Source organism: Microvirga sp. (assembly GCF_014699075.1).
Classification (GTDB): domain Bacteria; phylum Pseudomonadota; class Alphaproteobacteria; order Rhizobiales; family Beijerinckiaceae; genus Microvirga.
In genome coordinates, this window is sequence record NZ_JACXAB010000051.1 from 1 (window position 1) to 25816 (window position 25816).

Sequence of the window (25816 nt, forward strand, 5' to 3'; positions counted from 1 at the left end):
TTCACTTGCACACCCCGGTCAGAGAACATGAATGCAAGATCACGGTAGCTGATCGGGAACTGCAGGTACCAGCGGACCGCCCACAGGATGATCTCCGCTGTGAACTGCCGACCCTTGAACGGGTTCTTCTTGACTGCCCTCATCATAGCCCCGTCCCGACGCTCTCACCGCCATAGCCCGCGCCGGGAAGCCTTCAAAGCTGCAACAGAACCACACTTCCCGGCTGCCCCAGGCAAGGTGATTCAGACATTTGCTTCAGGTCACCCTCCACAACTTCCGACTCTGGCATGGGTTTCAGCTAGGCTTTCTACCTTTGTTAGCTTTTCTGGAACAGGGGATTTCACCCAGCGTTGGTTCGGCGAAGCGGAGCCGGATGCGTTGCTCGATCCGGTCTCCTGACGGAGAGCGGTCATGGCCGATGCACCTTCAGCCCAGTCCGGGTGAAGCGACAAGTCAGACCAAGCCTTGCCCACCCGATTGTGATCTGCCCGAGAACTCTCAGGAGAACCTCGATGCACGACTCGACCATGCCATCGAGGAGACCTTCCTGACCAGCGATCCAATCTCCGTAACCATCACCAAGGGGCCTGAGCCTGATCGTTCTGACAAAGAAGCCCATGCCTCGTCAGCGGATGACGAGCAGGGCAGACCGGAACAGGACGCAAATGAGCATCTTCTCGATCAGGTGCGGGAGGTGCTCAACGATGTGGCCGGAAGTGCCTCTGAAGCAGCCGGGAATATATACAGCCGAGGCGAGCACTACGTGCGGCAAGCAGGCGAACGCTACCCAGAGGCTGAGCGATATGTTCGTGAGGGGCAAAGCCTTGTGACCCGTTATACGACGGCAAACCCGCTCCTCTCGCTCTTCATGGCAGGAGCCATCGGCTATGCCTTGGCCTGAATGATCTACGGGCAACGGCGGGGACACAACGAGCACATCCCGGATTATGGCAGAACTAGCCGGGGCTATGCTCCCCATTGGGATGAGCCACGCAGACGATAACCAGGAGATGGTTTCACCCGCTTAGAGCCATTGCTGACCCTGGCACCCTTGTGCTGCGAACTGCGTAGGCTCCGGAGCATCGCCGCCGTGGTGATCTGCTGATGCAGATCAGCAAGAAGCTGGACGAGAGGCTCCCGCGCCTCGGCATGGCGAGCGTCAAGCTGCTCGATAAAGCGCACTCTGATCGCGTCAGGGCCAGACCAGCCCTTGAGGCATTCAAGTTCGCTCTCGTAGCGGGCTTCAACTTCGGACAGCGCGGCCAGCACCTGTTGTATCTCTGGGGGCAGAACGCCACGATCAGCGTGGGACTGAGCCGCTGGTTCGTGGACCGGGGCACGTGACATGATAAGCCTCCCTCGGTTCCGTATTCTCGTTTCTTGTTCTTGAGGCTATCTTACACCAAGCGTGGCATTAGGAACACTGGTCGGTCTCGCAGCGCATCAGAGCCAGGAAGCGGGCGGGCCCTCCTTGCCAGCAGCAACTCAGGTAGTGCCCACGCATTGATAGGAATGATCTTGCGAGTGGGCCACACGCGATGGGAGCCGCCATACCTTGCTTTTACTTTCATCTCAGGGCGGCGCAGGATCTCAATCCTGACGAGGTCGGGCTTGAGCCTCCCGATGCGGAAACTGCCTATTTGAAGGCATTCCAGACGGCTCAAGACATGAGATGAGAGGCTGTCAGGCGTTACCCGTTTGGGGTGACGCCAAGGAGGGAAGCCATGGCTTATGTCATGCTCCAGTATAACCGTCCAACCGACACGCGGCATTGGAACGATTACAACCGACACGTCCGGGACTGGATCGCTCGGCTTCTGCAACTCCCTGGCGCGGCATCCTTCATAGCCTACCGCGCGGCTCATCAGGAAAGCCCCGACATGTTCGCCATGCTGGAGTTCCGCACGACGCAGGAGGCTCAGCAAGCAGCCGACTCTGAGGTATGAAGCTTGTTTTGGACGAGTTGCGGGCCGCTGGCGCAGTGGCCAGGGTGGTGCTGGTTGAGCGCTCGCCGTTCACGCCTGAGCCCATGCTGGCGTGACATTAATACCGGAATGTTGACCCGGCCACCCCGCTTTTTGGTTGAGAGTGAGGCTCTGCCACTGCCATACGCCTAATTCTGGTGCGGATCGGCCCCGCTTGCCGGAACCGTGCTTGTTCCCTCCAGATGACCGATGGCCTGAAGCCGCTTCCCAATCGTAAAGCGATCCAGACTGGAAAGCGGCAAGTGCAGGAACGTGCCGATCCGGCTCTTCAGAAACTGAAAGGCCCTCACAAACGCTTTCACTCTCTCCACGTCCGCGTCCTCGACGGCTACCGGGTCGTCGAGGCTCCAATGCGCTATCGACGGATGCCCCGGCCAAACAGGGCAGGCTTCACCCGCCGTGCTGTCACAGACGGTGATCACAAAGTCCATGACAGGTGCTCCTGGAGCCGCGAACTCGTCCCAGCTTTTCGAGCGGTACCCGTCTGTCGGATAGCCATGGGCTTCCAGCACCCTCAGCGCCAGCGGGTTAACGGCATCCTTCGGCTGACTGCCCGCCGAGTAGGCCATGAAGCAGCCCGCGCCGTCCTTGCGCAGGATGCCTTCGGCCAAGATCGAACGGGCCGAGTTGCCAGTGCAGAGAAACAGGACATTGTAGGTTCGTTCGGTCATGGGTGACCTCTCTGTAACAGCCGTCCCAACCCAGCCCTCTTGTTGCGAAGCGCAAATCTGCGTCGGCAGCCTCAGCTATCTACTCTACAAAGCGGGCGGGTGGTCCTGCTTGGTGCCGAAGGAGCGTGAGGGGGTACCAGGGAACAGCGACACATGCGTGTGCTGGGCCACCCACTCTTCCCCCACAGCCTGCCGCCCGAGCACCACCGTCGCTCGTCCTGGCCGATCAAAAGCTTTGCCGTCTTCGGTGTACCCGGTAGAGTCGAACACCGCCATGCCAACTGCCGTGAGGCGGTCGCCCGACATAATGGTGCGCAGATCGTCCAGATGCCAGCGGAACCGGTCAATATGGCCCCAGACGTGACGCCACTGCTCCTGCTCGGTAGCCTCACGTCCAACAGTGAAAGCCGTGAAGGTGCCAAAGGTGATCATATCGTCAGCAAAGAGCGGGCGAGAGCCTGCGAAGTCCACTGTCTGAACGCAGACCTGGAGTGTTCGAAACCAGCGCCGGATCAGGGCCACATCGTCGTCGTGCTCAGCCATGGCAGCCTCCTCGGGCTGAGGCTTGTAGACCCGATGGTGCGCTTACCCCAGTAAGGGGTCAAGCCGTCAGCAGTCTCCAGTTCCATGGTTGAATGGGCTGGCTGAGCGGCAACCAGAGGTGTATGGTGAAGCTGTCACGAAGGTGGAGCGAGGCGATGACCCAAGCCGCTCGCCAACACAGCTATCCCATTCGCAAAGAGATCGGTCGCAGCCGCTCTGCCCGACGTAAGCGGGCGCGGCTCCGTCACATCCATCCCCTCTCACACACGCAGCACCTCGCCCTTGTTGAGGAAGTCCGCGTAAGCCGTTGCTCGCAACAGGTGCTGGACTAGCTTCCCGCCGTTCTGCCGCATCTGCGGAACTTTGCACTGTCTCTGACCCACGATCCTGTCAGGAGCGATGACCTTGTGCAGAGCACCGTGCTGCGCGCGTGGGCGAACCTGGATCGGTTCCAGCACGGCAGCAACTTGGAGGCTTTTCACAATCCTGCGCAACAGCTTCTACTCGGAGTATCGCCAGCGCCGATGGGAGGTCGAGGACCCGGAGGGTGGTTTTGCGAGAACCCTGATGGTGCAACCCGAGCAGGAGTCCAGGCTGATGCTGCAAGACCTTCAACAGGCGCTCGTGCGCCTGCCTCCGGACCAGCGCGAAGCGCTTCGCCTGGTGGCCGAGCAAGGCAAGACCTACGAGGAGGTGGCGATGCTCCAAGGTGTTGCTGTGGGCACGATCAAGAGCCGGATGCACCGAGCCCGCACCCAGCTTGCCGCGATGTTGCAGATGGAGAACCGGCACGATCTTGGCCTGGATTGCCTGATGCAAGCGGCGCTGCAACGACCGAATACAGCGGTCTGCTGTGCAAGACCATCCCTGGTGCCGCGCGCAGTGGAGGATCACATGCCGTCTTCAAAACCTGAGAGCCCGAAGGGGCAGGCGAAAGCAGCCGAGGGTGCGCCCCAGGAGCAGACATCTGCCTTCCTCAAGCCATTGCAGCCGTCGCCGGAACTGTCGGCCATTGTCGGCACGGCCCCCTTGCCACGTCCGGAGGTGGTGAGCAAGGTCTGGGCGTACATCAAGACCCACAAACTCCAGAACCCACAGAACAAGCGCGAGATTATGGCGGACGAGAAGCTTCAGGCGGTGTTCGGAGGCAAGAACAAGGTGAGCATGTTCGAGATGAACAAGCACCTTGCCCAGCATCTCAAATGAGATGCTGTACACAGCAAGCCATGCGCGGCTCTGCGGCGCAAGAACCGGATGGTGGCTTATAGCTGCGCCGCTTGTCTCAATTCAGCAGCCCGATTCCGGTCGCGGAGCGCCGCTTTGCAGAGGTAGTGGGCCGCAGAGCGCAGGCGGGTTGCCTCATCCGTTCGACGCTGATCTTCCAGTTCTCTGATCTTAAGCTCAAGTCTCGCCACAGCACGCTCTCGGCAGTCAGCCCAGTGCTCAAGCGCTCGCGCATGTCGGAGGAGTTCTGGCGGATGAGAGAGTTCGATCATCTGCGTACTAAGCATGCTGCCTCTGGACGAGGAGCAATGTCGCAGAAAACTGCGTCTGAACAGTGGTTTCTGAGACTTTTGTCTCGTGAATAGAAATTCAGCGGGAGATCCGGTGTTCAGGGAGCAGTTTACATAGGTTAAGAAAAGTGGGAACGTGGCCGCTTACTGAGTGCTGGTCTTCCCATAGAGCCACTGTGCGGCTCCAAGCCCCAATCGAGGGCTCCGATCATCCTCAGTTGTCATGATAGGTTCAGTCCAAGCGCGAGTACCGGTGCGGTTTTCGAAGCGAGGTGTCCCATGACGCACAAGTTCCAGGTCGGCCAGACGGTTCTCCCAGCCCATCCCAGAGGGGCCACTCCCAATACCTACGTCATTGTCCAGGTGCTGCCCGAGACCTCGCACGAGCGACAGTACCGCATTAGGGCGCTCGCAAGTGCCACCGAGTGCGTCATCGCCGAGACGCAGATCAAGGTGATGGAAGCAGAGCCAAGTCCTTCGTGGTCTGCCCACTCCAGCAAGGGGGTGGGCCATGCCCGTAGACCTTCCGCCGAAGCCGAGTGATCGTGAGATGGCTACCATGGATGGACTGTTCTCCCGTATTCTGAACTGGACAGCCGTCGTGGTTAGCATTGGCTTGTGCTGGTGGACATTTGTCCTGCTCTTCTAGGAATGATGCTGATAAAGTTGCCCAACAAGCGAAATGACCAAACCGCCCTTGAAACGCTCCACAACGAACCGTCTAGTGGAAGCGCCATAGTCTCCGGAGGCACCATGCACCTCCACTTCAGGGCACCACACCTGATCTATTCCGCCCTGCTGGTGATCAGTGTGGGAGCAACATCCTACGTCGCCTATCGAATGGTTGGCTTCCTCGGGGTCGGCGTCCTCGGTTTGATCATCGGAGTGATCGCCTTGACCGTCGAAATGGAGCGAGGAGGACCCGTTGGCCACGGGCAAGCGTCAAGCCTCTATGCTCAGCATATAGCTGCTGTGGAGCGCATGTCCCCCAGCGAGAGGGCGGAAAGGCGTGCCGAGATCAAGAGCGCCGCATTCCCGCTACTTGTAGCAAAGATCGTGAGCGGTGGGCTGATTGCTTTTGGATTTGGACTGTTCTTCATTCTCGAACTCGGCGCATAACACCAAGCTCCGATGTTCTGATTTGCCAATCTATAAACGTCAAAGCACTGGATCATGAGCCTAGACCAGACAACCTCGGACATAACCTCTACATTCAATTTCTTGACGGCATCTTTTTACTCTGACACCATTCCGGAAAACAGCACAACAACAAAGACCTACGCCATCTATGATCAAATCCGAACTGGTCCAGAAGCTCGCCAAGGAAAATCCGCATCTGTATCCACGCGATCTCGAAAAGGTCGTGAACGCCATCGTCAGCACCATCGGCGAGGCGCTTGCCCGAGGGGATCGGGTTGAACTTCGTGGTTTTGGGACGTTTGGAGTGAAAAATCGCAGTGCTCGCACAGGCCGCAACCCCAAGACAGGTGATCTCGTTGAGGTATCGGAGAAAGCTGTGCCCGTCTTCAAGACTGGCAAGGAAATGCGCCACCGTCTCAATGCCTCGCCGACGCAACCGAAAAGGAAGGCCAAAGCGGCTGCGGCCAACATCAACAGTCTCGTAGACGCCTAGTCTCTTCGAACACCCCCTCTACCTCGATGAATCGGCGCTGGGCATCTGCCCAACGCCGCTCGGGCTGCCCATCTGGATGAAGCGCCTTTCGATAGGCAGTCTGAGCAGCCCGTAAGACAAAGTCAGGGCAACCTTCATGCAACCCCACCTTTGCATAGACTTGGTGGGTGGGCGTATTGGCACGATGCAGGCTCGTGATGTGAGAGCGAAGGGCGTTGCGTTCGCCGGTCAAGAGGCTGATCAAGGCAATTGCCTTATCACGCTCCTCTTTCATCTGATTGAGTGCTGAGAGCACAATCTGGACCGCGTCGGCATCGGTGTGGTGATCCTCGACCCGGAAACCGTTGTAATCTGATGTCTTGGACGACCAGCCAAGGATAGCCTGATTGCCCTTCGCAAACAGTGCCTCAATGGGTTCTGTCGCAAACTCATTTTTTTACTTAATTCTACTGGCAAGCGCGTGCTGACCGGCTGCTGTAGAATCAACGGCTTAGCGCTGCCGTCATGCCCGGAAACGCCACTGCAAAATGCCTATACTTCGAGTTTGCGACAGAACCAAAAATGCTCGTCGAGCTTCAATGGACAACTGAGTTGGCGATCGATGCGCCTGGAATGCGGAACGCCACCAAACGTCCCTGACCGCAAACCGTCAGGAATGCTGGTCGCCGATACGGGCGATCAACTTGCCGTTGACCGCGCCACCCAGACGGTCGAGAGCCTCGGGGACTTCAGCGAATGATATGATCCTGTCGATCGGCATGGAGATGGATCGAGAGCCCGGGTCGTTTGCGAACCAACGCGCCAATCGCGCGGGGAACGAGGACGCGCCCGAGGCTCGGCGATGCCCCGAAGCGAAAGAGGCCTTCGTCGCTCCGGGCGATCCGAGCCGCTCGGTCAATCGCCGTCTCCAACTGCTCGAAGGCGCGGTCGACTTCCTCGAGGATGCGCCGGGCCTCAGCGGAAGGAATAAGCCTGCCACCAGCGCGGTCGAAGAGCTGGATTCGCAGCAGATCCTCAATGCGCCGAATTGTCTTTGTCACGGTGGGCTGGGCAATCTTGAGCTCGCTGGCTGCCCCAACAAGGGTCTGCGCCCGCATCACGGCGCGGAAAACCTCGATTTGGCGAAGTGTCAGCATTGAAGGGTGGCCATCACTATATCCTGCCGGGCTATTGTAGCAGCGACTGGATGGGTCGCTAGCCTTGCCGTGGCAGGACGTCCTCGACCTCGTTTGTGGAGAGGGAGAAGGGGGGCAGCGCTGGTCATCTTGGTATCTTACAACGCGCGACACCAACGCTCAGGTCATCGTAAGAATCTCAAGCCGTCCCGCGCTCCCGAAGGGCCGCTTTGGGTCAAACTGAGCCGTAAAGCTCGACCGTGTAAAGGTCTGCTGACCCCACGACTGCAGACGCTCCGTCTACCTCGGCTCGGTGCCAGTTGAGGCATTAATCCAGATCACTCTGGTCGGGTGGCGCGCCGACGTCGCACTTCTTGCAGTTCAGCTCGTGGCCTAGCGCCCTATCGCGACCTTCCTCGGTAATCACCCACGGACGAATGGTCCAAGGCGGATTATGGCGGACATGTTGGTTGTGGCCACATTCAAGTTCAGCAACCCAGTGCTGTTCTTCGTCAAGGTGAAACCCGACAATCCGTTTCTTCATGTTCCAGCAAAACGTGTTCTCCGTCGCCACTCACGCCTTCGCAGCGTGCAGATTATCGGAGTGGATCATTCGCGAGCAAAATCGGCTGCCCATGCGGCGTCGCGTGTGCCGCCCGATCCCACGCATCCCGTCGTGACGCTAGGGCCTGTTCACTTGCAATACCCTTGTCCCTGACCAACCGCTCGATCGCAGACAGCCAGTGCTGATAGTAGGTCGAGCCATCGTCACAGTCACCGGACGCCTGAGCCTGTTTGATCGCAGCCGAGAGTGCTGCAGCCCACTCCGTCCAGGTAAACAGGCCCTGGTCGTGGAGAGCCAGCGTCATTGCGAAGGCCTGGGCCTCCCACGGCTCGCGAAAGACAGGCGCTCCATCCTCATCGCGGGGGATCGGCGCAACCTCCGTGGCCACACGGACCATGTCCTCATGCCGGCTCAAGGTAGCTCTCCCAGGCATCGATCGAGACACTGATGGTGGGATCCGCCTGCTCCCCCCAGAGCTCCCGGCCCGAGAAGCAGATCGTGTAGAGCCATTGCGGCTGCTCGCCTTGTCCATGAGCGTTCGCGTCCGGGAGCACGTGGGTGCCATGAACCAGCTCAACAACCCCCGTCTTGCCGCGAGCGTACCGCGGCAGGCGGGTGTGGCCCTGAGGGTGCATGGTGCGGGTGCGAACCCGGTCACCGACGGTAAAGCGCGCCGGCTGCCCGATCGGACGCGCGGCCGGACCACCGCGGGCCAGTACTACTGGCACGTCCTCAGCCTTCAGTACGCGCTTGATCGGCGCTGGCTCCGCAAGAGACTGGCCGCACGTCAGCTCCTCCCTGGAGACGAGCCCTGCCGCAACGACCAGCCTTTCAACACCCTTGGTCCAGATCTCGTAGTAGCTCGAGGTGAGATACTCAGCAGGTGGCAAGGACTCCCGGGCGTGCCGGCTCATGTCGATGTTCCAACTGCCGGTGGCCCCCATCGCCAGGGTGAGGCCGAAGGCCCTTCGCTCCCATGCGGCATGGAACCAGGGCTCGTCCTGTTCGATGGCAATCGGGCCGAAGCCCATCATGCCGCCGAGGTCCTGAGCGCCATTCATCGCACGGCCTCCGGTTGCCGGGCGAGCCCGGTGCCGATCATGGAGTCGCGGGTGACGAGTTCAGCCAGGGCCTCCTCGCTCATGCCCTCTGTTCCCGCGGGTCGTCTTGGGATCACGAGGTACCGGACCTCCGCGGTTGAGTCCCAGACACGGATGCGGGTGGTCTCCGGCAGGTGCACGCCAAACTCGGCCAGAACCCCACGAGGATCGAGCACAGCCCGGGAGCGGTACGGGGCAGACTTGTACCAGACCGGAGGAAGGCCAAGCACCGGCCACGGGTAGCAGGAGCACAGGGTGCACACGACAATGTTGTGCTCATCTCGGGTGTTCTCGACCGCCACCATATGCTCGCCCTGGCGCCCGATGAAGCCGAGAGAGGCAATGGCAGCCGTTGCATCCGCCCGGAGCCACTCCCGGTAGGCCGGATCAGCCCAGGCTTTAGCGACCACCTTAGCCCCGTTGCGGGGACCTACCTTGACCTCATAGGTCTCGACCAGCGCATCAATGGCCGCAGGATCGACATAGCCTTTCTCGACCAGGATAGACTCCAGTGCGCGCACCCGCAGCTCGATCTCGGAGAGATGGCTGTGGTCGTCATGATCGTGGTGATGGTCGTGCCCCATACGTACCGCCCTCGCCCCCCGGATGAGTCGCGGCCATGCTAAACGGGTGATGGGAGTGAGGCCAGCCTAGAGCGGCGGATCAGCCTCCAGGCAGCGCCCTCTGTCGAGGGTTCATGAGTAGCCGGAGAGATCGTCTGGCTACCTGGGAGAAAACGGCTCAAAGGGCAAATGCCGGTAACCCTTTGATATTGTTGGTGAGCGCGCTGGGACTCGAACCCAGGACCCTCTGATTAAAAGTCAGATGCTCCTATTGAGCATTTCGCCGCCGCATGGCGCGTCTCGGACGCCATGGAGTCCGGCGGATATCACTTGCTGAGGTTATGCTACATTAATTAGTGCCTTGATTGCTTGATTTGTGGCCGAGAGTGGAAGTGTGAGAAAGGTCCGCCGCTTGTCAGGGGCCTACCTTCGCGCTTCGTCGCAGCGCTGTCCGGTACGCCGGGAGCGCTCCTGAACCCCGGGTTAATCCCAGAAAGGCATCCTGACCTTACGGGCATGGGGGAACTTGGCGTTCATGAGCGGCTCCGCGTACGAGAAAAGGAGCCGGCGTCGGAACGAAGGAGGGGTCTCGACGATCTGGATGTCACGTGCCTCGGGCGAGTCCGGCCAGAAATAGGGTCCGTCCCCGCCCATAAAGACGGCTTCGCGCGTCCACGCAGGCACTTTGAGACCCCAGCGCAGGGCTAGGTGCTCCCCCATGGCCCCGATCACCGCGTCATGCTCCGCGTGCCCAGTCGGGATGGGTACGGGATCGAGCATGGCCTGCCGAGCCGCCGCGACCTCCTCGATGTAGAATGCAGCATCGAATTCGCCGGACGCAGGCCCGAAGTCATCCAGGTCCTTCCGCGCCAGCTCAGCGACCTCGGCAATGGACCTGGGTCTCGCCTTGAAGGTTGGTCCGTAGCCGAAGCGATCGATTGCAGCCTCGAAGAGCGAGAGCCGCCTGCCGATCTCCCGCGCTCTACCACTGTCGTCCTTCTTCTTTTGGTTGAGGTAAGGATCGACAAGCGCCTTCAGTTGCCCGCCCGTCCTGATCCCGATCCCGGCGGCGATCCGCACAGCTGGCTCAAGGTCGTCGATGCCGAGGTCGCCCATCGGGCGGAGCGTGGCCAGGAACACCATCGGGACGAGCAGCCGGGGTGGCGCCGCAAGGACCCGAAGACCCGGCCGCTCCCATGTCGGGTACATCCCGGTCGGAAAGCCTCCCGGAGAGGACGGTCCCTCCCCGCACAGGAATGGTAGGACATCATCCACCCACCCCTCGGGAAGCCCAACGCGTCGCCCGGCCCACGCGGTCGCCTGACGGACGAGCCCGTGCTTGCCGTCGAACGAGATGTCGGCTTCGATGCAGGAACCATCGTCGGCCCAGCTATAGCGAAGGAGGCAGGCCCAGCCCCCATGGAGCATGATCTCCCCAAGGATCCTCCGCTCGCGGATTTCTTCACCGGCAAGCTCGAGTGCCCTCCTGACGGTTTCTGCGTCGACGAGCTTCGGCTTGGGCATCTCGGTTCATCCGCATCGATGTGGTCCTGCGGAACGTAGGGTGCTCGGCGGCTTCGGCTATCCATCGGGCTACGCCGATCCGCTGCCCGACCGGGGCTCATTGTCTCTGCCAAATCTGGATTGCCCATGAAGCCTGCCCCTCTTGGCTGGAGATAGGGAATGACAGCGGTGCGGCTCACTCCGCAGGTGCGAGGCTCTCGCGATGCGCCGAGACCGGCTCAGCCTTTGTTGCCATGAAGCCGATACAGATGAAGAGTGCAACCGAGATCACGGTCACGAATTCACCCCCGAGCAGAAGGGGCAAGCCTAGACCCATGTGTCCAAGCACTACAAGCGCGAGACCTGCCATCATTGCAGGGAGGCCCGTGACAGCAGTCCAGAAATGGATCCACGAAAGCCGGGTTGCGGCAATGTGCGGAAAGTGGCGATAAAATAATGCGTAGAGGAAAAAGCCGACCCAGCCGAGCAGGTTCACGTGCACATGCACTGGCCTAATCGTGAAATCCTGCGACAAGGACATGAATATGCCCATGGCAACTCCCGTTCCGAGAAACAGGAGAGCTGTCCGGAGACAGAGGTTCGAAAGATTGGTCACAGGTTCTGATCCTTTTGATGCAATTTAGCGCCGGCGAGACGATGCCACGACTGTGAGATCGACCGTGGCCCGTGGCTGAGACGTCACGCAGTCCACGGCTCCGGCGCCGGTATGCGCCCCGGCCTGGCTGAATGTTGTTACGCCGCAAACGGTGACAGCACCTCCGGCTCCTGATCGCAAGCCTGCGATGTCGTCACGGACCTGAGCACCGTCAGCTCGGCACCGCATGCTGCGCAGACATCGATCAAAGGAGCTGCAATCAGCTGCGTGGTTCCGCATGCTTGGCAGCCGCACAGTGCCGGGAGCAGCGTCGCGGAGCCTCGTTCCGCGGCTCTTCTCAAGGCCTCGCTTGTTTGTACGATACAATCGAACATGATCTTCCTTCCTGATCTCTCGTCCGGCAATGCCCTTGCTGAGGCGCCCCTCGACAATGCGGAGGTTGTAGCGAGCATTTTTTTCCGTGGCTCTTGTCGGAAGTTGTCTGTATTTTCCGAAAGTTGCTCGACCACTTTCCGAGGACCCAGGACAGGCGAGGTGATGCTAGACGACAGGAAGCAGATCGCGGCCGTGATCAGGGACTACATCGCGCGGGAGCGTATCTCGCGCGAGCAGTTCGCGTTCAAGACAAAGTTGGGCAAGTCTACGGTCGACAAGCTGCTGACAGGGCACTTCTCGGACAAGACGCTATCGATCGTCGAAAGCCAGACGCAACTGTCCCTGCGGCCCACGGGCGGCGGAGCGATCCGGTTCCCGGACGGCACGACCCGCCAGCCATCCAAAGCCGCAGTTCTAAAGCCCCTCGATAAGCCATCCATCGCCGTTTTGCCCTTTGTGCACATGGGAATGGATCCCGAGCGGGACTTCCTCGCGGATGGCATCACCGAGGACATCATCACAGCCCTTGCGCGTCTGCGCTGGCTCTTCGTCATCGCCCGGAACTCCACCTTCGTCTACAAAGGCAAGGCCGTGGACGTTCGACAGGTCGCTGACGAACTGGGGATCCGGTATGTCCTGGAGGGCAGCGTCCGAACCGCCGGTTCACGCATTCGCGTTACCGGCCAGCTCATCGACGCGACAACGGGCAAGCATATCTGGGCCGAGAAGTACGATCGCGAGATGCAGGACATCTTCGCCGTCCAGGACGACATCGCGGAGCGGGTTGTCGCTGCGGTTGAGCCGCACCTTTATGCCGAGGAAGGATTCCGCGCGTCGACGCAGCAGCCGGACAGCATTGATGCCTGGGGCCTCGTGGTGCGGGCCATGACCCTCCTCAACGCGGTAGAGCGGACGCAGAACGAGGAAGCCCAGCTACTCCTTCGGCGAGCCATCAGTCTGGAGCCGCGCTATGCAAGAGCCCATGCCCTCCTCAGCTGGGCGATCTGGTGGGCGTCCATGTGCCTGTGGACGGCCGACGTGGAGGCTGGCTACGAGCAGGCGGCCATTCACGCCCAGGACGCTCTTGCCTTTGATCCCGGCGAGCCTTGGGCCAGAATGGTATCTGGGTTGTGCCTCAGCACGGCCGGCCAGCACCAGCGGGCGCTGGCGGAACTCGGAAACGCCCTGACGCTCAACCCGAGCTTCGCGCTCGGTCATACGGCCCTCGGCTGGGCGCTCCTGAGAGCAGGCCGGTTCGAGGAGGCGATCGTTGAGACCGGATGGGCCCTGCGCATGAGCCCGCTCGACAGCTTCTCCGGGTTCTACACGACGACCCACGGCCTTGCTCTTCTAGCGGCGCGGCGCTTCGAGGAGGCGCTCCCCTTTCTCAGAGCGTCCGTTTCTGGCTTCACGGACTACACCGGACCCTTCAACACCCTGATCAGCTGCTGTGGCCACCTTGGGTTGATCGAAGAAGCCAGGGAACTGATTGCCGTTCGAAACAGGATGGGTGGGGCGCCCCTGAGCCTGAGCCTTGTCCGCAGGCATATGCACAGGTTTGCGCATTGCGACATCTTCGTCGAGGGTCTGGGCAAGGCTGGCGTCCCGGAAGAGGCAACATAAACCTTGTCTCCAGCGAAATGGCACCTTCATCGGTTGAGCATCGTGTCCGCACGCAGACGATTAGTAGTTCCTCAGCTCGGTTGAAAGTCAGTTCCAGGCCATCCCCTGCGCTTCAGGATCGTCCCCTTTGGCGGGGAAAGCTGTCCTCAGGGTTAGGTCTCAAATGTGCCAGGAGCGGCCCTTTCTCCAATCAATGTCGCGGTCGGTTCCCGCATTGCCCATAGGGAGGCCACAAACCGGATCCCGGATCCGGTATCGTTCAAACCTCATTCGGGGCTGGCACGGCCGCGCCGGACTTCGCGATCTCCCGGATGACTTGCATCACGGTCCGGCATGCGAGGGTCATCTCGCCGTGACGCGACATGGCCAGAGCGATGTGGCGGGTGATGGGTGGATCGACCAGCCTCGATGATTGCAGGCGGTAGTCCTTTGACACCCCCGCGATCGCATGCGGCCCGAGCAACGCGTAGACGCCGCCGTCGGCAACGATGTGCGCCTGCAATCTCAGCGAGTCTGCCTCCAGGGCGACATTGAGCGTGATGCCACGTTCGACCGCGAGTTGCTCGAGGTGGTCGCGCCAGGAGCTGGGGCGGCAGAACAGCACCAGCGGCAGGTCATGCAGAGCCGCAAACGGCACAGTCGGCTTCGAGGTCAGCGCGTCACCGGCAGCACTCATGACGTAGGTCGGGGCCTCGACGAGGTAGATATCGCCATCCCTGGGCACCGGACCGGTACGGAACAGGATCGCGAGATCGACGCCTCCGTCCTCGAGCCAGGTCTCGAGCTGGGCGCCCTGTCCTTCCCGAACCGCGAGCTGGATCAGGGGGTACCGCTCCGCCAGATGCCTGTGCAACGTGGTCACCAGCGGGTGTGCGGTCGAGGGCAGGCTGCCGATCCTGACCTTGCCGATCGGCGTGCCGGCCGATGTGCGGACGTCGTTGACGAGCTGCTCGGTGCTGGTCAGCCACCCCCGCACCTTGGGTGCGATGCGCTGGCCAAGCTCGGTCAGCACGACCCCGCGGCCGGTGCGCTGGAACAGGCGCCCGCCACATTCCTGCTCCAGCTCGCCGATGCGGCGGCTGATGTGCGGCTGGCTCGTGCCATAGGCCAAGGCGACCTTGCTCAGGCTGCCGAGCTCGGCGGCGTCGATGAACAGTTTCCAGGCCGCATAATCCACGGAGCACCCTTGAGATATGCCTCATTCAGTATAACTGAAATGTCCACCCTGTGCATTCCGATATAGGGTGGTTTCAGCTAATGTTTCCCCATGAGTTGACCGGGCCGAACAACGGAGCCGCCAGCGAGCCGCTTCCCGGTGCCGACAGCCAAAGTGCTGAGTGCAAGCAGATATTGCCGCGAAAACCGCGCCAAACCGATCACCAACGATGCAACCTGGAGGAAAACGCCATGACATCCCTCGATCTCAGAGGTCTCGTTCCCGCTCCCGTCACCCCCTTCACCCGCGACGGCGAGGTCGATCACGCCGCGATCCAGCGGCTCGGCTCCTGGCTCGGCAGCTTTGACGGCGTCAAGGGCCTCGTCGTCCTCGGCCATGCCGGCGAAGGCACGTTCCTCACCCAGGACGAGCAGGTCGCCGTCATCGAGAGCTTCATCAAGTCGACCGACGGCCGGGTCCCAGTCATCGCCGGCATCACCCTCGAGGGCACCAAGGTGGCCGCGCTGGAAGCCAAGCGGGCCATGGCGGCCGGAGCCGCGGCCGGCCTGGTGTACCCGTCCCACGGCTGGCTGCGCTTCGGCTACCAGAAGGGCGCGCCGCAGGACCGCTACCGTGCCATCTTCGAGGAGAGCGGGTTGCCGCTGATCCTCTTCCAGTATCCGGACGTGACCACGGCCACCTATAACCTCGAGACCCAGCTCGAGATCGCGGCCCAGCCGGGCGTCTTCGCGATGAAGAACGGCGTGCGCAACATGCGCCGCTGGGACACCGAGATCCCGGTGATCCGCCGCGAGCGTCCGGATCTCCAGATCCTGACCTGCCACGACGAGTACCTGCTGCACACGATGTTCGACGTCGACGGAGCCCTGGTGGGCTACGGCGGCCTGGCACCCGAGCCGCTGATCGAGTTCATCGCCGCCGGCAAGGCCAAGGACTACGCCAAGGCCCGCGCCATCCACGATCGCCTGCTGCCGGTGACCCGCACGGTCTATCACCGCGGATCGCACATGGAAGGAACCGTCGCGCTCAAGCATGGCCTCGTCGCCCGCGGCATCCTCGACCACGCCACGGTGCGCTCGCCGCTGCTGCCCCTGGAGCCGGGAGCGGACCTCGAGATTGCCGATGCACTGCGCTCAGCCGGCCTGGTCAGGCAGCCGACGGCCATCGCCGCGGAGTAGTCGGCACGATCACAGGGTGACGGAGCGGTTCCACGCTCCGTCACCGAGCGAGAGAAAACGCCATCGAGAGGTGGTGCCGACGGCAAGGTTCGGCATCGCAAGCCCGTGCCCAAGCTTCGATATATCGAATTACGTATATCTGAAATGTCGGTTCCAAGCGTTCCGGCATGGGGTCTGGCGGCGTACAAGAGATCCATGCGCTGATCGGCAACCGAGGCCGATCGGCGGCGAGACGCCCACTCACGTGAATTCTACGGAGTCGTCATGTCCGCCATCACCGCCGCCAGGATGCTGCTGCGCATCCGCAGGAATGCCGCCACCATCGGTTACCTCCCAAAGGGAGCCTGCCACCTGATGTCGGCCGTCGATGCATGGTTCATCGGCACCGAATTCGCGGAACCGACGACACCCGCCCAGCGGGAGCCGGCCCGCCTACGCGCCCCGATGCCGACACTCCACGGATCGCTCAAGTAGCGATCGAACTGACGGGTGACGGCAACGCACCGTCTTGAGCCGAACGGTTCCGCCTCAACACCACCATTGCAGGGAGAAAAACGCCCATGGCCCTCGAATCTACAACTGCCGAACTCCCACGGTTGCGCATCGCCGTGGACATCGGTGGCACCTTCACCGACCTCGCAGCCTTCGACGAGGCCGCCGGCGAGCTGCGCTTCGGCAAGGCGCTCTCGACCCACGACAAGCTCGTCAACGGCATCCAGAACACCCTGGACGGCGCCGGCGTCGCCTTTCGCGACGCCCACCTGTTCCTTCACGGCTCCACGATCGCGATCAACACGCTGCTGGAGCGCACGGGCGCCCGGACGGCACTCCTGGTGACCGAGGGCTTCCGCGACATCTACGAGATCGGCCGCGTCAACCGCCCCGACGCCTACAACCTGTTCTTCCGCAAGCACGTGCCCTTGGTGGACAGGTCCTCGCGGCACGAGGTGCACGAGCGCCTGCTGGCGAGCGGCGCCGTGCACAAGTCGTTGGACGAGGATCACCTCCGCTCCGTCGTGCGCTCCCTCAAGCCCAAGGGCGTCGAGGCGGTGGCGATCCTGCTGCTTCATTCCTACCGCAACCCGGCGCACGAGGTCCGGGTCAAGCAGATCGTCGAGGAGGAACTCCCCGGCGTCTTCGTCTCCGCCTCGCATGAGCTGTCGCAGGAGTACAGGGAATTCGAGCGCGTCTCGACGGTGGCTGCCAACGCCTATATCGGGCCCCGCGTCGCGACCTACCTCGGCGAGCTGTCGGAGCACCTGGACCGGCACGGCTTCGGCGGTGCCTTCTTCGTGGTGCAGTCGACCGGTGGTCTCTTTCCCGTGGAGCACGCGCAGCGCGACTGCGTGCGCATGCTGGAGTCCGGTCCCGCCGCAGGCGTGATCGGCACCCAGGCAATCTGCGAGGGGCTCGGTCTTACCGAGGCCATCGCCTTCGACATGGGCGGCACGACGGCGAAGGCCGGCGTGATCTACGAGGGCAAGCCGCTCACCACGGGCAGCGCGCTGCTCGGCGGTTACGAACAGGCGCTGCCGATCCAGATCCCGATGACCGACATCCACGAGGTCGGCACGGGAGGCGGCAGCATCGCACGCCTGGCGCAGGGTAACGCACTCCGCGTCGGGCCGCAGAGCGCGGGCTCGATGCCGGGGCCCGTCTGCTACGGCCGCGGCGGCACCGAACCCACGGTGACCGACGCAAACCTCATCCTGGGCCGTCTCGATCCCGAGCACTTCCTCGGCGGCGAGATGCGCCTTGACCTGCCCGCGGCCGAACGGGCCATGCGGGAAAAAATCGCCGATCCGCTCGGCATGGACCTGCTCAGCGCCGCGGACGGCGTCCTGCGCATCGCCGTCACCACGATGTCCTACGCCGTCAAGGCGGTGACCACGGAGCGCGGCCTCGACGTCGGCGGCTTCACCATGGCGGTCTATGGCGGCGCCGGCCCGCTGCACGCCTCGGCGATCGCCCGGGAGATCGGCATCCGCCGGGTGCTCATCCCCTACTCGCCCGGCTACTTCTCCGCCTACGGCATGCTCTTCAGCGACCTGCGCTACGACTACGTGCGCTCGTGCTTCCGCCGGCTCGGCACCGTCGACTTCGCTGAGCTCGAGGCCCTCTACGCCGCCATGGAGGGCGAGGGCACGGCCGCCGTCGAAGGCTCCTCGGTCCGCCCCGAGAGCATCGTGCTGGAGCGCGCCGCGGACATGCGTTACGTCGGGCAGGAGCACGCCGTGACGGTGGAGCTTCCGCGCGAGCTCTTCGAGCAGGGCGACCGCGAGGCGATCAAGAGGCATTTCGACGCCCAGCACGCCATCCGCTACGGGACGAGCGCGCCCGGCGAGCCGGCCGAACTGGTGAGCCTGCGCACCACCGTGACGGGGGTGATGCGCAAGCCGCCCCGGCACACAGTTCCCGCGGGCGGGGCCGAACCCGACCCCGAGGCGCTGAGCCGCCGCAAGCCGGTCTACTTCGGCGAGCTGCTCGACACGCCCGTCTACGAGCGCGACCGCCTGAAGGCCGGCAACCGCATCGCCGGGCCCGCCCTGATCGAGGAGCGCGCCTCCACCACCGTCCTGGCCCCCGGCGATGCGCTGGAGGTCGATTCCGCCGGAAACCTGCTGATTGCAATCGGGAGCGACGCGCGATGAACGTCAACGTCAAGACTGCCCAAGCCAAGGCCGCCCCGGCGGTGGATCCCGTCACGGTCGAGATCGTCCGCCGTGGCCTCCTTTCGGTCACCGAGGAGATGAAGACCAACCTGATGAGGACCGCCTACAACCTCATCATCTACGAGGCCCTCGACTTCACCGTCGGCCTGTTCACCAAGGAAGGCGAGACCCTGTCGATCGGGCTCGGCCTGCCGATGTTCATCCGCGGCATGTCCGAGACGGTGCGCGCGAAGATCAGGCACTTCGGCTACGAGAACATCCACCCCGGCGACATCCTGGTCACGAACGATGCCTACACGACGGGCAGCCACCTCAATCACTTCACCTTCACGATGCCGGTCTTCCATGACGGCGAGCTGATCGGGTTCACCTGCTGCATGGCGCACTGGCTCGACGTCGGCGGCACCCTCGGCACGGTCACGACGGACATCTACTCCGAGGGGATCCAGATCCCGATCGTGAAGTACCAGCGCCGCGGCGAGATCAACCAGGAGCTCGTCGACATCATCGCCATGAACGTGCGCCTGCCCGAGAAGGCGCTCGGCGACCTGCGCGCCCAGATCGTGGCGGTCACCACGGGCGAGCGGCGCTATCTTGAGCTCGTCAACCGCTACGGCTGGCAGGCGGTGCACGACTCGTTCCGCGTCATCATGGACCAGTCGGAGGCACTCGCCCGCGCCAACACCCTCAACATCCCGGATGGCGTCTACGAGGCGGAGTCTTTCATGGACGACGACGGCCTCGACGTCGGCGAACCCGTGCCGATCCGCGTGCGGATCGAGAAGCGCGGCGAGGAGATGACGATCGACCTGTCCGACGTCAGCCGCCAGGTGCGCGGGTTCTACAACTCCGGCGTCACCACGGGCATCGCCTGCGCCCAGGTCGCGTTCAAGTGCCTTGCGGCGCCGACGGACTATCCAGTCAACGAGGGCAGCTTCCGGCCGCTGAAGGTCATCATGCCGATGGGTACGGTGGTCAGCGCCGAGCGGCCAGCGCCGATGCGGGTCTGGATGACCTATCCCATGACGGTGATCGACACGATCTTCAAGGCGATGGCGAAGGCTATTCCCGACCGCGTGGCGGCCGGCCACCATGCCGACCTGGTGTTCCCCAACATCCACGGCATCAACCCGGCCGACGGCAAGTTCTACATCGTCGGCATCGGCCCGCTCGGCGGCGGCTGGGGGGCCAAGGCCACCGAGGACGGCGTCTCTGCGACCGTCTGCATCAACGACGGCGACACGCACAACAGCCCGTCGGAACAGTTGGAGGCGAAGTTCCCCGTCCTCGTCGAGCGTTACGTGCTGCGCGAGGACAGCGGCGGCGCGGGCCGCAACCGCGGCGGCCTCGGCTGCGAGATGGTGGTGCAGGCCCTCGCGCCGTTCCAGCTCACCACCCGCATCGACCGGGTGCACTGCAAGCCCTGGGGGCTGGAGGACGGCGGCGAGGCCGCGGGCAACGGCATCGGCCTGCGCCGGGACGGGAAGTGGGAGACCGAGTACCCGAACGCCAAGGTCTTCAACGTCCGCCTGAAGGCCGGCGACGCCTACATGATGCGCTCCGGCGGCGGCGGCGGCTTCGGGCGCGCGACCGAACGCGATCCGCAACTCGTCGCTCGCGACGTGCGCGAGGGGTATGTCAGCCGTCAGGTCGCGCTCGATAGCTATCGCGTGGTCATCGAGGGCGACGGGACGGTGGACGCAGGGGCGACCCAGGCACTCCGCGCCCGCACCGACATCGCTCCCACGGCAGTGGCGGTGGTGGCGGACGACACGGGTCCGCAGCTCGACATGACGCCGGGCTGAGGAGGGGATCATGGCCATGGAACGGGGCGGCGAACCGACAGACGTCACGGCGCAGGTCCAGCGTCTCGCCTCCCTGTGGCGGGCCGTGACGTCCCTCCCGATGCATCCGGCCGGATGCACGTGCATGGGTCACTTCCTGATCCCCGCGCTCAACGCGCGGGACATGGAGGCCGACATCCTCGACTACATGCGCGGCCGCTACGCCGCCGAGGGGTTCGGTGCGCTCGTTGCCTTGCTCGACACCCGCGAGGCGGAGCGGGAAGCGGACACGCCCCTGGCCCCGTTCCGCACCTGGCTGCTCCGCCTTCCGGAAGCAGGCATCCCGGAGGCGGCCCTGGAGCGCTTCGTCACCGATCTCACCGACACCCTGGAGTCCTTCGGGAGCGACAGCCGCCCGTCGGGCTCAGGGAGCGGGATCATCTGCACCTGAACACCAACATCCTGGGGAATTGCCATGCGTCTCGTTTCCTTTGTCCATGACGGCCAAACCACCTGCGGCGTGCTCGAGGGCGATCAGATCCTCGTCGATCCGGAGTCCCGGCACGCAGACCTGAAGACGGTGCTGGAGAGCAATGCGCTGCCGGAGTTCGCCGAGGCCTGCGCCGCGTCAGGCAAGCGCATCCCGCTCGACCAGGTCACGCTGCTGCCGGTGATCCCGACCCCCGGCAAGATCCTTTGCGTGGGCCATAATTACGAGGAGCACCGGCAGGAGACGGGCCGTGCCAAGACCGCCCACCCGTCGCTCTTCGTGCGGTTTGCCGACACGCTGATCGGCCATGAGGCACTGATCGTGCGCCCGCCGTTCTCGACCTCGCTCGACTTCGAGGGCGAGCTTGCGGTCGTGATCGGGCGCGGCGGCTTCCGGGTTCCCGCGGAGCAGGCGCTGGACCTCGTCGCAGGCTACTCCTGCTTCAACGACGGCAGCGTCCGCGATTGGCAATGGCATACGCAGCAGTTCACGCCGGGCAAGAACTTCCCGTCGACCGGGGCCTTCGGGCCGACACTCGTCACGCCGGACGAGGTCGGGGCGCTGGACGATCTCACGATCCAGACGCGCCTCAACGGCGAGGTGGTCCAGTCGTCGACTCTGGGACACATGATCTTCCCGGTGGCCGAGATCATTGCCTACGTCTCGAGCTTCACCCGGCTCTCGCCGGGCGACGTGATCGCCACGGGCACGCCCGGCGGCGTGGGGGCCAAGCGCCAGCCGCCCGTCTGGCTCAAGCCGGGCGACGTGGTCGAGATCGACATCGCCGGGGTCGGCGTATTGCGGAACGGCGTGGTTGACGAGGCGGCCTGACCCGGCCCCTCGCGAGAATGAATGTCAGTTGACGAAAGAGAGCAGCGACAGGAGCGACTTCATGCTCCGCCGTAATCAGGAGGAAACGCCAATGACCAAACGAAATGCTGAAGGAGCCATCTCACGCACCGCTACCGCCTTGCCGGTTGCCCGCCTGCGGTCGACCAAGGGAAGACGCCCATTCCTGAAGGCCCTCCTGACCGGGTTGGTCTCGATCGCATGGGTGCATGGCGTGTCCGCCCAGCCGGCCAAGTATCCGGCCTACCCGATCAAGATCATCGTGCCGTTCGCAGCCGGTGGCGGTGTCGATGCCTTCGCCCGCCTGCTCGGCAAGCAGATCGAGGAGAAGCGCGGCGTCGCCGTCGTGATCGAGAACCGGGCCGGGGCCAACGGGACCGTCGGTGCCAACGGCGTCCTCCAGTCTCAGCCGGATGGCTACACGCTGCTGTTCTCGGCGGCCACCCACGTCATGGCCAAGCAGGTCATGAGCAAGGTCTCGTTCGATCCGGTCACCGACTTCACCAACATCGCGCGGGTCGGCGAGGCGCCGATGATGGTGGTCATGTCCCCGAAGATGCCCCAGAAGACGATCGCCGAGGTCGTCGAGGACGCCAAGAAGAACCCCACTCAGTGGCAGTTCGGCGTTTCGGCCATGGGCTCGCCCGGCCACATCGCGACGATCGCCTTCAACCATCTGTCCGGGGGGAAGATCACGATCGTGCCTTACCGGGGCACCGCGCCTGCCCTGACCGACGTCATGGGCGGTCACATCCAGCTCATGATCGACCCCGTCATCGCGCTCCTGCCGATGGCCCGGGACGGACAGGTCAAGGCGCTGGCAACAACCACCGCGAAACGCAGCCAGCTCACGCCGGAGATCCCGACGGCAGCCGAAAGCGGCCTGCCGGGACTGGAGTTCAGCTCGTGGTACGGCCTCTGGGGTCCGAAGAACATGCCGGCCGAGACGGTGGCGTGGCTCAACACCGCGATGGCGGACGCCACCCGCGAACTGGCCGCCGCCGGCCGGTTGGCGGCCCTCGGCATCGAGCCGGTCTACGAGAGTCCGGAGGAGTTCGGGAACTTCATCAAGCGCGAGGTTGCCCGCAATGCCGAACTGCTGAAGGCCGCCGATTTCAAGCCGATGTAGCGGCAGTCCAGGCCTCCCCCGATGAGCGCGACCGCTCGTCGGGGGATAAACCGGGCGGCAGGCACCCACACCACCGGAACGGAAACTATCGCACGGCACCTCGGCGCCAAGGGAGGTCACGCATGCCCGAAGTCACGTCGGCCAAAAGCGGGACCATGCGTCCCAGACCTGTTCGGTCACCGCAGAGCCTGGCGGGCGGCCTTTTTCTGATTGCGCTTGCGGCCCTGGCGCTGTGGCTCACGCGTGATCTCGACCAGGGCACGCTCAACTCCATGGGGCCGGCCATGCTGCCCCGTTGGCTCGCCATCGCGGTCGGCCTGTCGGGCTTGGCGCTCCTCGCCTTCGCCTTCATCAAGCAGGGCGATGCCCTGGAGCGGTGGAACCTGCGCGGGCCGGTCTTCGTGATCGGCGGCATCCTGGCTTTCGCGCTGACCATCCGCCCCTTCTCGCTCGGAGCCCTGACGACCCCAGGGTTGGGCATGCTGTTCGCCGGTCCGCTCGCCATCATCATCGGCGGCTATGCTACCCCAGAGGCGCGCCTGCGCGATCTCGTCATCCTCAGCTTGAGCCTCACCCCCTTCTGCATGGTGCTGTTCGGGGATCTCCTGAACCTGCCCATTCCGGTTTTCCCCCAGGCGCTCACGGGTCTGTTCCCGCCCGACTGGTCGCAAAAAGGCGTGTTGCGGGCGACAGCCGCTATCCTGGTCGTGGCGGCCGTGATCGTGTTCCTCGCGACCCGCCGTTGGCGTCGTGGTCCGATTGACGTGGCCGACCACAGCGGGAGGATCTGATGGGTGACTTCTTCTCCAATCTCAGCCTCGGCTTCGGGGTCGCCCTGACCCTGCAGAACCTTGGCCTCGCGTTTCTCGGCTGTCTCGTCGGAACCCTCATCGGCGTGCTGCCGGGTGTGGGCCCGATCGCCACCATCGCCATGCTGCTGCCCATTACCTTCGGGCTCGACCCGACCGGCGCACTCATCATGCTCGCCGGCATCTATTATGGCGCCCAGTACGGCGGCTCGACCACGGCCATCCTCGTCAACATCCCAGGCGAGGCCACCTCCGTGGTCACCGCGCTCGACGGTCACCAGATGGCCCGCCAGGGCCGCGCCGGCGTGGCGCTCGGCATCGCGGCCATCGGCTCCTTCTTTGCCGGCACGGTGGCGACCCTGGTCATCGCCGCCCTGGGAACTCCGCTCACCAAGCTGGCGCTGATCTTCGGACCCACCGAGTATTTCTCCCTGATGGTCATGGGCCTCGTCTTCGCAGTCGTGCTGGCGCGCGGCTCGATCCTGAAGGCCATCGCCATGATCCTGGTAGGCGTGCTGCTGTCCACCGTTGGCACCGATCTGGAGACCGGCGAGGAGCGCATGACCTTCGGCCTGCCGTTCCTGGCCGACGGCATCGACTTCGCCGTGCTGGCCATGGGCATCTTCGGTATCGCTGAGATCATGCGCAATCTCGACCATACCGAGACCCGCGACGTGGTGCGCCAGGCCATCGGTCGTCTGCTGCCGAACCTGGATGACTTCAAGCAGTCCTACAAGCCCGTCCTGCGCGGCACCCTGATCGGAGCCACGCTAGGCATTCTTCCCGGCAACGGTGCGGTGCTCGGGCCGTTTGCCGCCTATACGCTCGAGAAGAAGCTCGCCAAAGACCCCAGCCGCTTTGGTCGCGGCGCCATCGAGGGCGTGGCAGGGCCGGAAAGTGCCAACAACGCCGGTGCGCAGACCTCGTTCATTCCGCTGCTGACGCTCGGCATTCCGCCGAATGCCGTGATGGCCCTGATGGTGGGCGCCATGACCATCCACGGCATCATTCCCGGCCCGCAGGTGATGACCAAGAACCCGACCCTGTTCTGGGGCATGATCGCCTCCATGTGGGTGGGCAACCTGATGCTGCTCATCATCAACCTGCCGCTGGTGGGCATGTGGGTGCGGCTGCTCAAGGTGCCGTACCGGCTGCTGTTCCCGGCGATCCTGATGTTCTGCTGCATCGGCATCTACTCGATCAACTCGCTGCCTACCGATGTGATGTTCATCGGCTTCTTCGGACTGGTGGGCTACATGCTGATCAAATTCGGCTTCGAGCCGGCGCCGATGCTGCTCGGCTTCGTGCTCGGCAGACTGATGGAGGAGAACCTCAGGCGCGCACTCATCATCTCGCGCGGCTCGATGGAGACGTTCATCACCCATCCTGTCAGCGGGAGCCTGCTCGCGGTGGCCGCGATCCTGCTTGTGATCGCCCTTCTGCCCTCCATCCGAAAAGGAAGGGACGAGGTGTTTGTTGAGGACTGAGACTGTGGCGGCGGACATTCACGTGTGCAGAACCGCGAAGGTCCGGAACGGGTCAAAACCGGCTCATCAGCATGTCTGTGTAAAGGTCAGCTTGTCCCCACGTTGCGGACGTTTGTTAGCCCAACGCGACGTGGGGCGGGGTTGCCGCCGATTGCATGAAGTTTGTTTGCTGTTACCCGTGGCGTTACCCGGAAGACATAAGGGTGAGGAACTGCAGACGCAGGAAAGCGAAAAACCCTTGCCGGTATAAGGGTTTGAGGTGGTGAGCGCGCTGGGACTCGAACCCAGGACCCCCTGATTAAAAGTCAGAGGCTCCCTAGATGAGCATGGATCAGAGCGAAAGCCTCCGCCGATAACTTGGCTCACTGGCAGGGATCCGCCACCTGAGACAACAAAGGCGCATCTCATCTATACGTAAAAGTGAAGAGCCCAGCT

Annotated in this window: 28 protein-coding genes and 2 pseudogenes; 20 read left to right on the forward strand and 10 right to left on the reverse strand. The window is 63.2% G+C overall.

Going from position 1 to position 25816, the window contains the following annotated elements; translation table 11 throughout:
- The first annotated feature begins 418 nt into the window (after positions 1 to 418).
- From IC232_RS27285 to IC232_RS27295, 4 genes are all read left to right on the forward strand, one after another.
- Positions 419 to 901 (forward strand): hypothetical protein, encoded by a 483-nt coding sequence (locus IC232_RS27285; RefSeq protein WP_190848103.1) that lies wholly within the window; start codon positions 419 to 421, stop codon positions 899 to 901.
- A gap of 203 nt (positions 902 to 1104) precedes the next feature.
- Entirely contained in the window at positions 1105 to 1344 is a 240-nt protein-coding gene (locus tag IC232_RS27290; protein ID WP_190848104.1) for a hypothetical protein, read from the forward strand.
- A 194-nt stretch (positions 1345 to 1538) separates the two neighbouring features.
- Positions 1539 to 1676, forward strand: a complete 138-nt coding sequence (locus IC232_RS33440) for a DUF6894 family protein (protein ID WP_409564977.1) — start codon at positions 1539 to 1541, stop codon at positions 1674 to 1676.
- A 48-nt stretch (positions 1677 to 1724) separates the two neighbouring features.
- Positions 1725 to 1946 carry a hypothetical protein gene (locus IC232_RS27295; protein WP_190848105.1) on the forward strand — a complete coding sequence of 74 codons (222 nt, stop codon included), beginning with the start codon at positions 1725 to 1727 and terminating at the stop codon, positions 1944 to 1946.
- A gap of 167 nt (positions 1947 to 2113) precedes the next feature.
- On the opposite strand, the gene IC232_RS27300 is transcribed toward IC232_RS27295, so the two are convergent.
- Positions 2114 to 2656 (reverse strand): arsenate reductase ArsC, encoded by a 543-nt coding sequence (locus tag IC232_RS27300; RefSeq protein WP_190848106.1) that lies wholly within the window; start codon positions 2654 to 2656, stop codon positions 2114 to 2116.
- Between the two features lie 84 nt (positions 2657 to 2740).
- A complete protein-coding gene (locus IC232_RS27305; RefSeq protein WP_190848107.1) occupies positions 2741 to 3199 on the reverse strand; it encodes a YybH family protein in 459 nt (152 codons plus the stop codon).
- A gap of 374 nt (positions 3200 to 3573) precedes the next feature.
- Here IC232_RS27305 and IC232_RS32615 point away from each other — a divergent pair.
- The 6 genes and pseudogenes from IC232_RS32615 to IC232_RS27330 form a co-directional block, all read left to right on the forward strand.
- Positions 3574 to 3618, forward strand: a pseudogene (locus IC232_RS32615) (hypothetical protein); the annotation flags it as partial.
- Positions 3599 to 3913, forward strand: a pseudogene (locus IC232_RS32620) (sigma factor-like helix-turn-helix DNA-binding protein); the annotation flags it as partial. The pseudogenes IC232_RS32615 and IC232_RS32620, both read left to right, overlap by 20 nt.
- A gap of 180 nt (positions 3914 to 4093) precedes the next feature.
- Entirely contained in the window at positions 4094 to 4405 is a 312-nt protein-coding gene (locus IC232_RS27315) for an SWIB/MDM2 domain-containing protein (protein ID WP_190848127.1), read from the forward strand.
- A 587-nt stretch (positions 4406 to 4992) separates the two neighbouring features.
- On the forward strand, positions 4993 to 5256 hold the full coding sequence (locus IC232_RS27320) for a hypothetical protein (protein WP_190848108.1): 264 nt from the start codon (positions 4993 to 4995) through the stop codon (positions 5254 to 5256).
- Positions 5257 to 5331: 75 nt separating this feature from the next.
- Positions 5332 to 5832 (forward strand): hypothetical protein, encoded by a 501-nt coding sequence (locus tag IC232_RS27325; RefSeq protein ID WP_190848109.1) that lies wholly within the window; start codon positions 5332 to 5334, stop codon positions 5830 to 5832.
- A gap of 169 nt (positions 5833 to 6001) precedes the next feature.
- Complete coding sequence (locus IC232_RS27330) at positions 6002 to 6346, forward strand: integration host factor subunit beta (RefSeq protein ID WP_190848110.1); 345 nt, start codon at positions 6002 to 6004, stop codon at positions 6344 to 6346.
- Positions 6347 to 7074: 728 nt separating this feature from the next.
- Here IC232_RS27330 and IC232_RS33445 read toward each other — a convergent pair.
- The 7 genes from IC232_RS33445 to IC232_RS27365 all read right to left on the reverse strand — a co-directional run bounded on the left by IC232_RS33445 (position 7075) and on the right by IC232_RS27365 (position 11688).
- Entirely contained in the window at positions 7075 to 7482 is a 408-nt protein-coding gene (locus IC232_RS33445; RefSeq protein ID WP_190848111.1) for a LysR family transcriptional regulator, read from the reverse strand.
- 307 nt (positions 7483 to 7789) lie between these two features.
- The gene (locus IC232_RS33450; protein WP_173946908.1) at positions 7790 to 8005 is read right to left on the reverse strand and encodes a DUF3565 domain-containing protein; all 216 of its coding nucleotides are present in this window, start codon (positions 8003 to 8005) and stop codon (positions 7790 to 7792) included.
- 52 nt (positions 8006 to 8057) lie between these two features.
- The gene (locus IC232_RS27345; RefSeq protein WP_190848128.1) at positions 8058 to 8423 is read right to left on the reverse strand and encodes a nitrile hydratase accessory protein; all 366 of its coding nucleotides are present in this window, start codon (positions 8421 to 8423) and stop codon (positions 8058 to 8060) included.
- A 4-nt stretch (positions 8424 to 8427) separates the two neighbouring features.
- Positions 8428 to 9087 (reverse strand): nitrile hydratase subunit beta, encoded by a 660-nt coding sequence (nthB, locus tag IC232_RS27350; protein ID WP_190848112.1) that lies wholly within the window; start codon positions 9085 to 9087, stop codon positions 8428 to 8430.
- Positions 9084 to 9710 (reverse strand): nitrile hydratase subunit alpha, encoded by a 627-nt coding sequence (gene nthA / locus IC232_RS27355; protein WP_190848113.1) that lies wholly within the window; start codon positions 9708 to 9710, stop codon positions 9084 to 9086. The genes nthB and nthA overlap by 4 nt, the downstream gene beginning before the upstream one ends.
- Before the next feature lie 462 nt (positions 9711 to 10172).
- Positions 10173 to 11213, reverse strand: a complete 1041-nt coding sequence (locus tag IC232_RS27360) for a hypothetical protein (RefSeq protein ID WP_190848114.1) — start codon at positions 11211 to 11213, stop codon at positions 10173 to 10175.
- A 175-nt stretch (positions 11214 to 11388) separates the two neighbouring features.
- Positions 11389 to 11688: a hypothetical protein gene (locus IC232_RS27365; protein ID WP_190848115.1), complete on the reverse strand. Its 300-nt coding sequence runs from the start codon at positions 11686 to 11688 to the stop codon at positions 11389 to 11391.
- 657 nt (positions 11689 to 12345) lie between these two features.
- Here IC232_RS27365 and IC232_RS27370 point away from each other — a divergent pair.
- On the forward strand, positions 12346 to 13806 hold the full coding sequence (locus IC232_RS27370) for a tetratricopeptide repeat protein (protein ID WP_190848116.1): 1461 nt from the start codon (positions 12346 to 12348) through the stop codon (positions 13804 to 13806).
- 259 nt (positions 13807 to 14065) lie between these two features.
- Here IC232_RS27370 and IC232_RS27375 read toward each other — a convergent pair whose 3' ends face one another.
- A complete protein-coding gene (locus IC232_RS27375; protein ID WP_190848117.1) occupies positions 14066 to 14983 on the reverse strand; it encodes a LysR family transcriptional regulator in 918 nt (305 codons plus the stop codon).
- A 230-nt stretch (positions 14984 to 15213) separates the two neighbouring features.
- Here IC232_RS27375 and IC232_RS27380 point away from each other — a divergent pair, with 230 nt between their 5' ends.
- The 9 genes from IC232_RS27380 (at position 15214) to IC232_RS27420 (ending at position 25381) form a co-directional block, all read left to right on the forward strand.
- The gene (locus IC232_RS27380; protein WP_190848118.1) at positions 15214 to 16161 is read left to right on the forward strand and encodes a dihydrodipicolinate synthase family protein; all 948 of its coding nucleotides are present in this window, start codon (positions 15214 to 15216) and stop codon (positions 16159 to 16161) included.
- 264 nt (positions 16162 to 16425) lie between these two features.
- Positions 16426 to 16635: a hypothetical protein gene (locus tag IC232_RS27385; RefSeq protein WP_190848119.1), complete on the forward strand. Its 210-nt coding sequence runs from the start codon at positions 16426 to 16428 to the stop codon at positions 16633 to 16635.
- Between the two features lie 86 nt (positions 16636 to 16721).
- On the forward strand, positions 16722 to 18812 hold the full coding sequence (locus tag IC232_RS27390; protein ID WP_190848120.1) for a hydantoinase/oxoprolinase family protein: 2091 nt from the start codon (positions 16722 to 16724) through the stop codon (positions 18810 to 18812).
- Positions 18809 to 20638 carry a hydantoinase B/oxoprolinase family protein gene (locus IC232_RS27395; protein ID WP_190848121.1) on the forward strand — a complete coding sequence of 610 codons (1830 nt, stop codon included), beginning with the start codon at positions 18809 to 18811 and terminating at the stop codon, positions 20636 to 20638. Before IC232_RS27390 ends, IC232_RS27395 begins: the two co-directional genes overlap by 4 nt.
- 10 nt (positions 20639 to 20648) lie before the next feature.
- Positions 20649 to 21068 carry a hypothetical protein gene (locus IC232_RS27400; protein ID WP_190848122.1) on the forward strand — a complete coding sequence of 140 codons (420 nt, stop codon included), beginning with the start codon at positions 20649 to 20651 and terminating at the stop codon, positions 21066 to 21068.
- Positions 21069 to 21092: 24 nt separating this feature from the next.
- On the forward strand, positions 21093 to 21938 hold the full coding sequence (locus tag IC232_RS27405; protein WP_190848123.1) for a fumarylacetoacetate hydrolase family protein: 846 nt from the start codon (positions 21093 to 21095) through the stop codon (positions 21936 to 21938).
- Positions 21939 to 22029: 91 nt separating this feature from the next.
- Positions 22030 to 23085: a Bug family tripartite tricarboxylate transporter substrate binding protein gene (locus tag IC232_RS27410; RefSeq protein ID WP_190848124.1), complete on the forward strand. Its 1056-nt coding sequence runs from the start codon at positions 22030 to 22032 to the stop codon at positions 23083 to 23085.
- A 122-nt stretch (positions 23086 to 23207) separates the two neighbouring features.
- The gene (locus IC232_RS27415) at positions 23208 to 23876 is read left to right on the forward strand and encodes a tripartite tricarboxylate transporter TctB family protein (RefSeq protein WP_190848125.1); all 669 of its coding nucleotides are present in this window, start codon (positions 23208 to 23210) and stop codon (positions 23874 to 23876) included.
- Positions 23876 to 25381 (forward strand): tripartite tricarboxylate transporter permease, encoded by a 1506-nt coding sequence (locus tag IC232_RS27420; protein WP_190848126.1) that lies wholly within the window; start codon positions 23876 to 23878, stop codon positions 25379 to 25381. Before IC232_RS27415 ends, IC232_RS27420 begins: the two co-directional genes overlap by 1 nt.
- Positions 25382 to 25816: the final 435 nt, after the last annotated feature.

Bases quoted from the DNA above. Each gene is read 5' to 3' on its own strand.
- IC232_RS27285 (WP_190848103.1), top strand. From the start codon at position 419: ATGCACCTTCAGCCCAGTCCGGGTGAAGCGACAAGTCAGACCAAGCCT.
- IC232_RS27290 (WP_190848104.1), top strand. From the start codon at position 1,105: ATGCAGATCAGCAAGAAGCTGGACGAGAGGCTCCCGCGCCTCGGCATG.
- IC232_RS33440 (WP_409564977.1), top strand. From the start codon at position 1,539: ATGGGAGCCGCCATACCTTGCTTTTACTTTCATCTCAGGGCGGCGCAG.
- IC232_RS27295 (WP_190848105.1), top strand. From the start codon at position 1,725: ATGGCTTATGTCATGCTCCAGTATAACCGTCCAACCGACACGCGGCAT.
- IC232_RS27300 (WP_190848106.1), bottom strand. From the start codon at position 2,656: ATGACCGAACGAACCTACAATGTCCTGTTTCTCTGCACTGGCAACTCG.
- IC232_RS27305 (WP_190848107.1), bottom strand. From the start codon at position 3,199: ATGGCTGAGCACGACGACGATGTGGCCCTGATCCGGCGCTGGTTTCGA.
- IC232_RS27315 (WP_190848127.1), top strand. From the start codon at position 4,094: ATGCCGTCTTCAAAACCTGAGAGCCCGAAGGGGCAGGCGAAAGCAGCC.
- IC232_RS27320 (WP_190848108.1), top strand. From the start codon at position 4,993: ATGACGCACAAGTTCCAGGTCGGCCAGACGGTTCTCCCAGCCCATCCC.
- IC232_RS27330 (WP_190848110.1), top strand. From the start codon at position 6,002: ATGATCAAATCCGAACTGGTCCAGAAGCTCGCCAAGGAAAATCCGCAT.
- IC232_RS33445 (WP_190848111.1), bottom strand. From the start codon at position 7,482: ATGCTGACACTTCGCCAAATCGAGGTTTTCCGCGCCGTGATGCGGGCG.
- IC232_RS33450 (WP_173946908.1), bottom strand. From the start codon at position 8,005: ATGAAGAAACGGATTGTCGGGTTTCACCTTGACGAAGAACAGCACTGG.
- IC232_RS27345 (WP_190848128.1), bottom strand. From the start codon at position 8,423: ATGGTCCGTGTGGCCACGGAGGTTGCGCCGATCCCCCGCGATGAGGAT.
- nthB (WP_190848112.1), bottom strand. From the start codon at position 9,087: ATGAATGGCGCTCAGGACCTCGGCGGCATGATGGGCTTCGGCCCGATT.
- nthA (WP_190848113.1), bottom strand. From the start codon at position 9,710: ATGGGGCACGACCATCACCACGATCATGACGACCACAGCCATCTCTCC.
- IC232_RS27360 (WP_190848114.1), bottom strand. From the start codon at position 11,213: ATGCCCAAGCCGAAGCTCGTCGACGCAGAAACCGTCAGGAGGGCACTC.
- IC232_RS27370 (WP_190848116.1), top strand. From the start codon at position 12,346: ATGCTAGACGACAGGAAGCAGATCGCGGCCGTGATCAGGGACTACATC.
- IC232_RS27380 (WP_190848118.1), top strand. From the start codon at position 15,214: ATGACATCCCTCGATCTCAGAGGTCTCGTTCCCGCTCCCGTCACCCCC.
- IC232_RS27385 (WP_190848119.1), top strand. From the start codon at position 16,426: ATGTCCGCCATCACCGCCGCCAGGATGCTGCTGCGCATCCGCAGGAAT.
- IC232_RS27390 (WP_190848120.1), top strand. From the start codon at position 16,722: ATGGCCCTCGAATCTACAACTGCCGAACTCCCACGGTTGCGCATCGCC.
- IC232_RS27395 (WP_190848121.1), top strand. From the start codon at position 18,809: ATGAACGTCAACGTCAAGACTGCCCAAGCCAAGGCCGCCCCGGCGGTG.
- IC232_RS27400 (WP_190848122.1), top strand. From the start codon at position 20,649: ATGGCCATGGAACGGGGCGGCGAACCGACAGACGTCACGGCGCAGGTC.
- IC232_RS27405 (WP_190848123.1), top strand. From the start codon at position 21,093: ATGCGTCTCGTTTCCTTTGTCCATGACGGCCAAACCACCTGCGGCGTG.
- IC232_RS27410 (WP_190848124.1), top strand. From the start codon at position 22,030: ATGACCAAACGAAATGCTGAAGGAGCCATCTCACGCACCGCTACCGCC.
- IC232_RS27415 (WP_190848125.1), top strand. From the start codon at position 23,208: ATGCCCGAAGTCACGTCGGCCAAAAGCGGGACCATGCGTCCCAGACCT.
- IC232_RS27420 (WP_190848126.1), top strand. From the start codon at position 23,876: ATGGGTGACTTCTTCTCCAATCTCAGCCTCGGCTTCGGGGTCGCCCTG.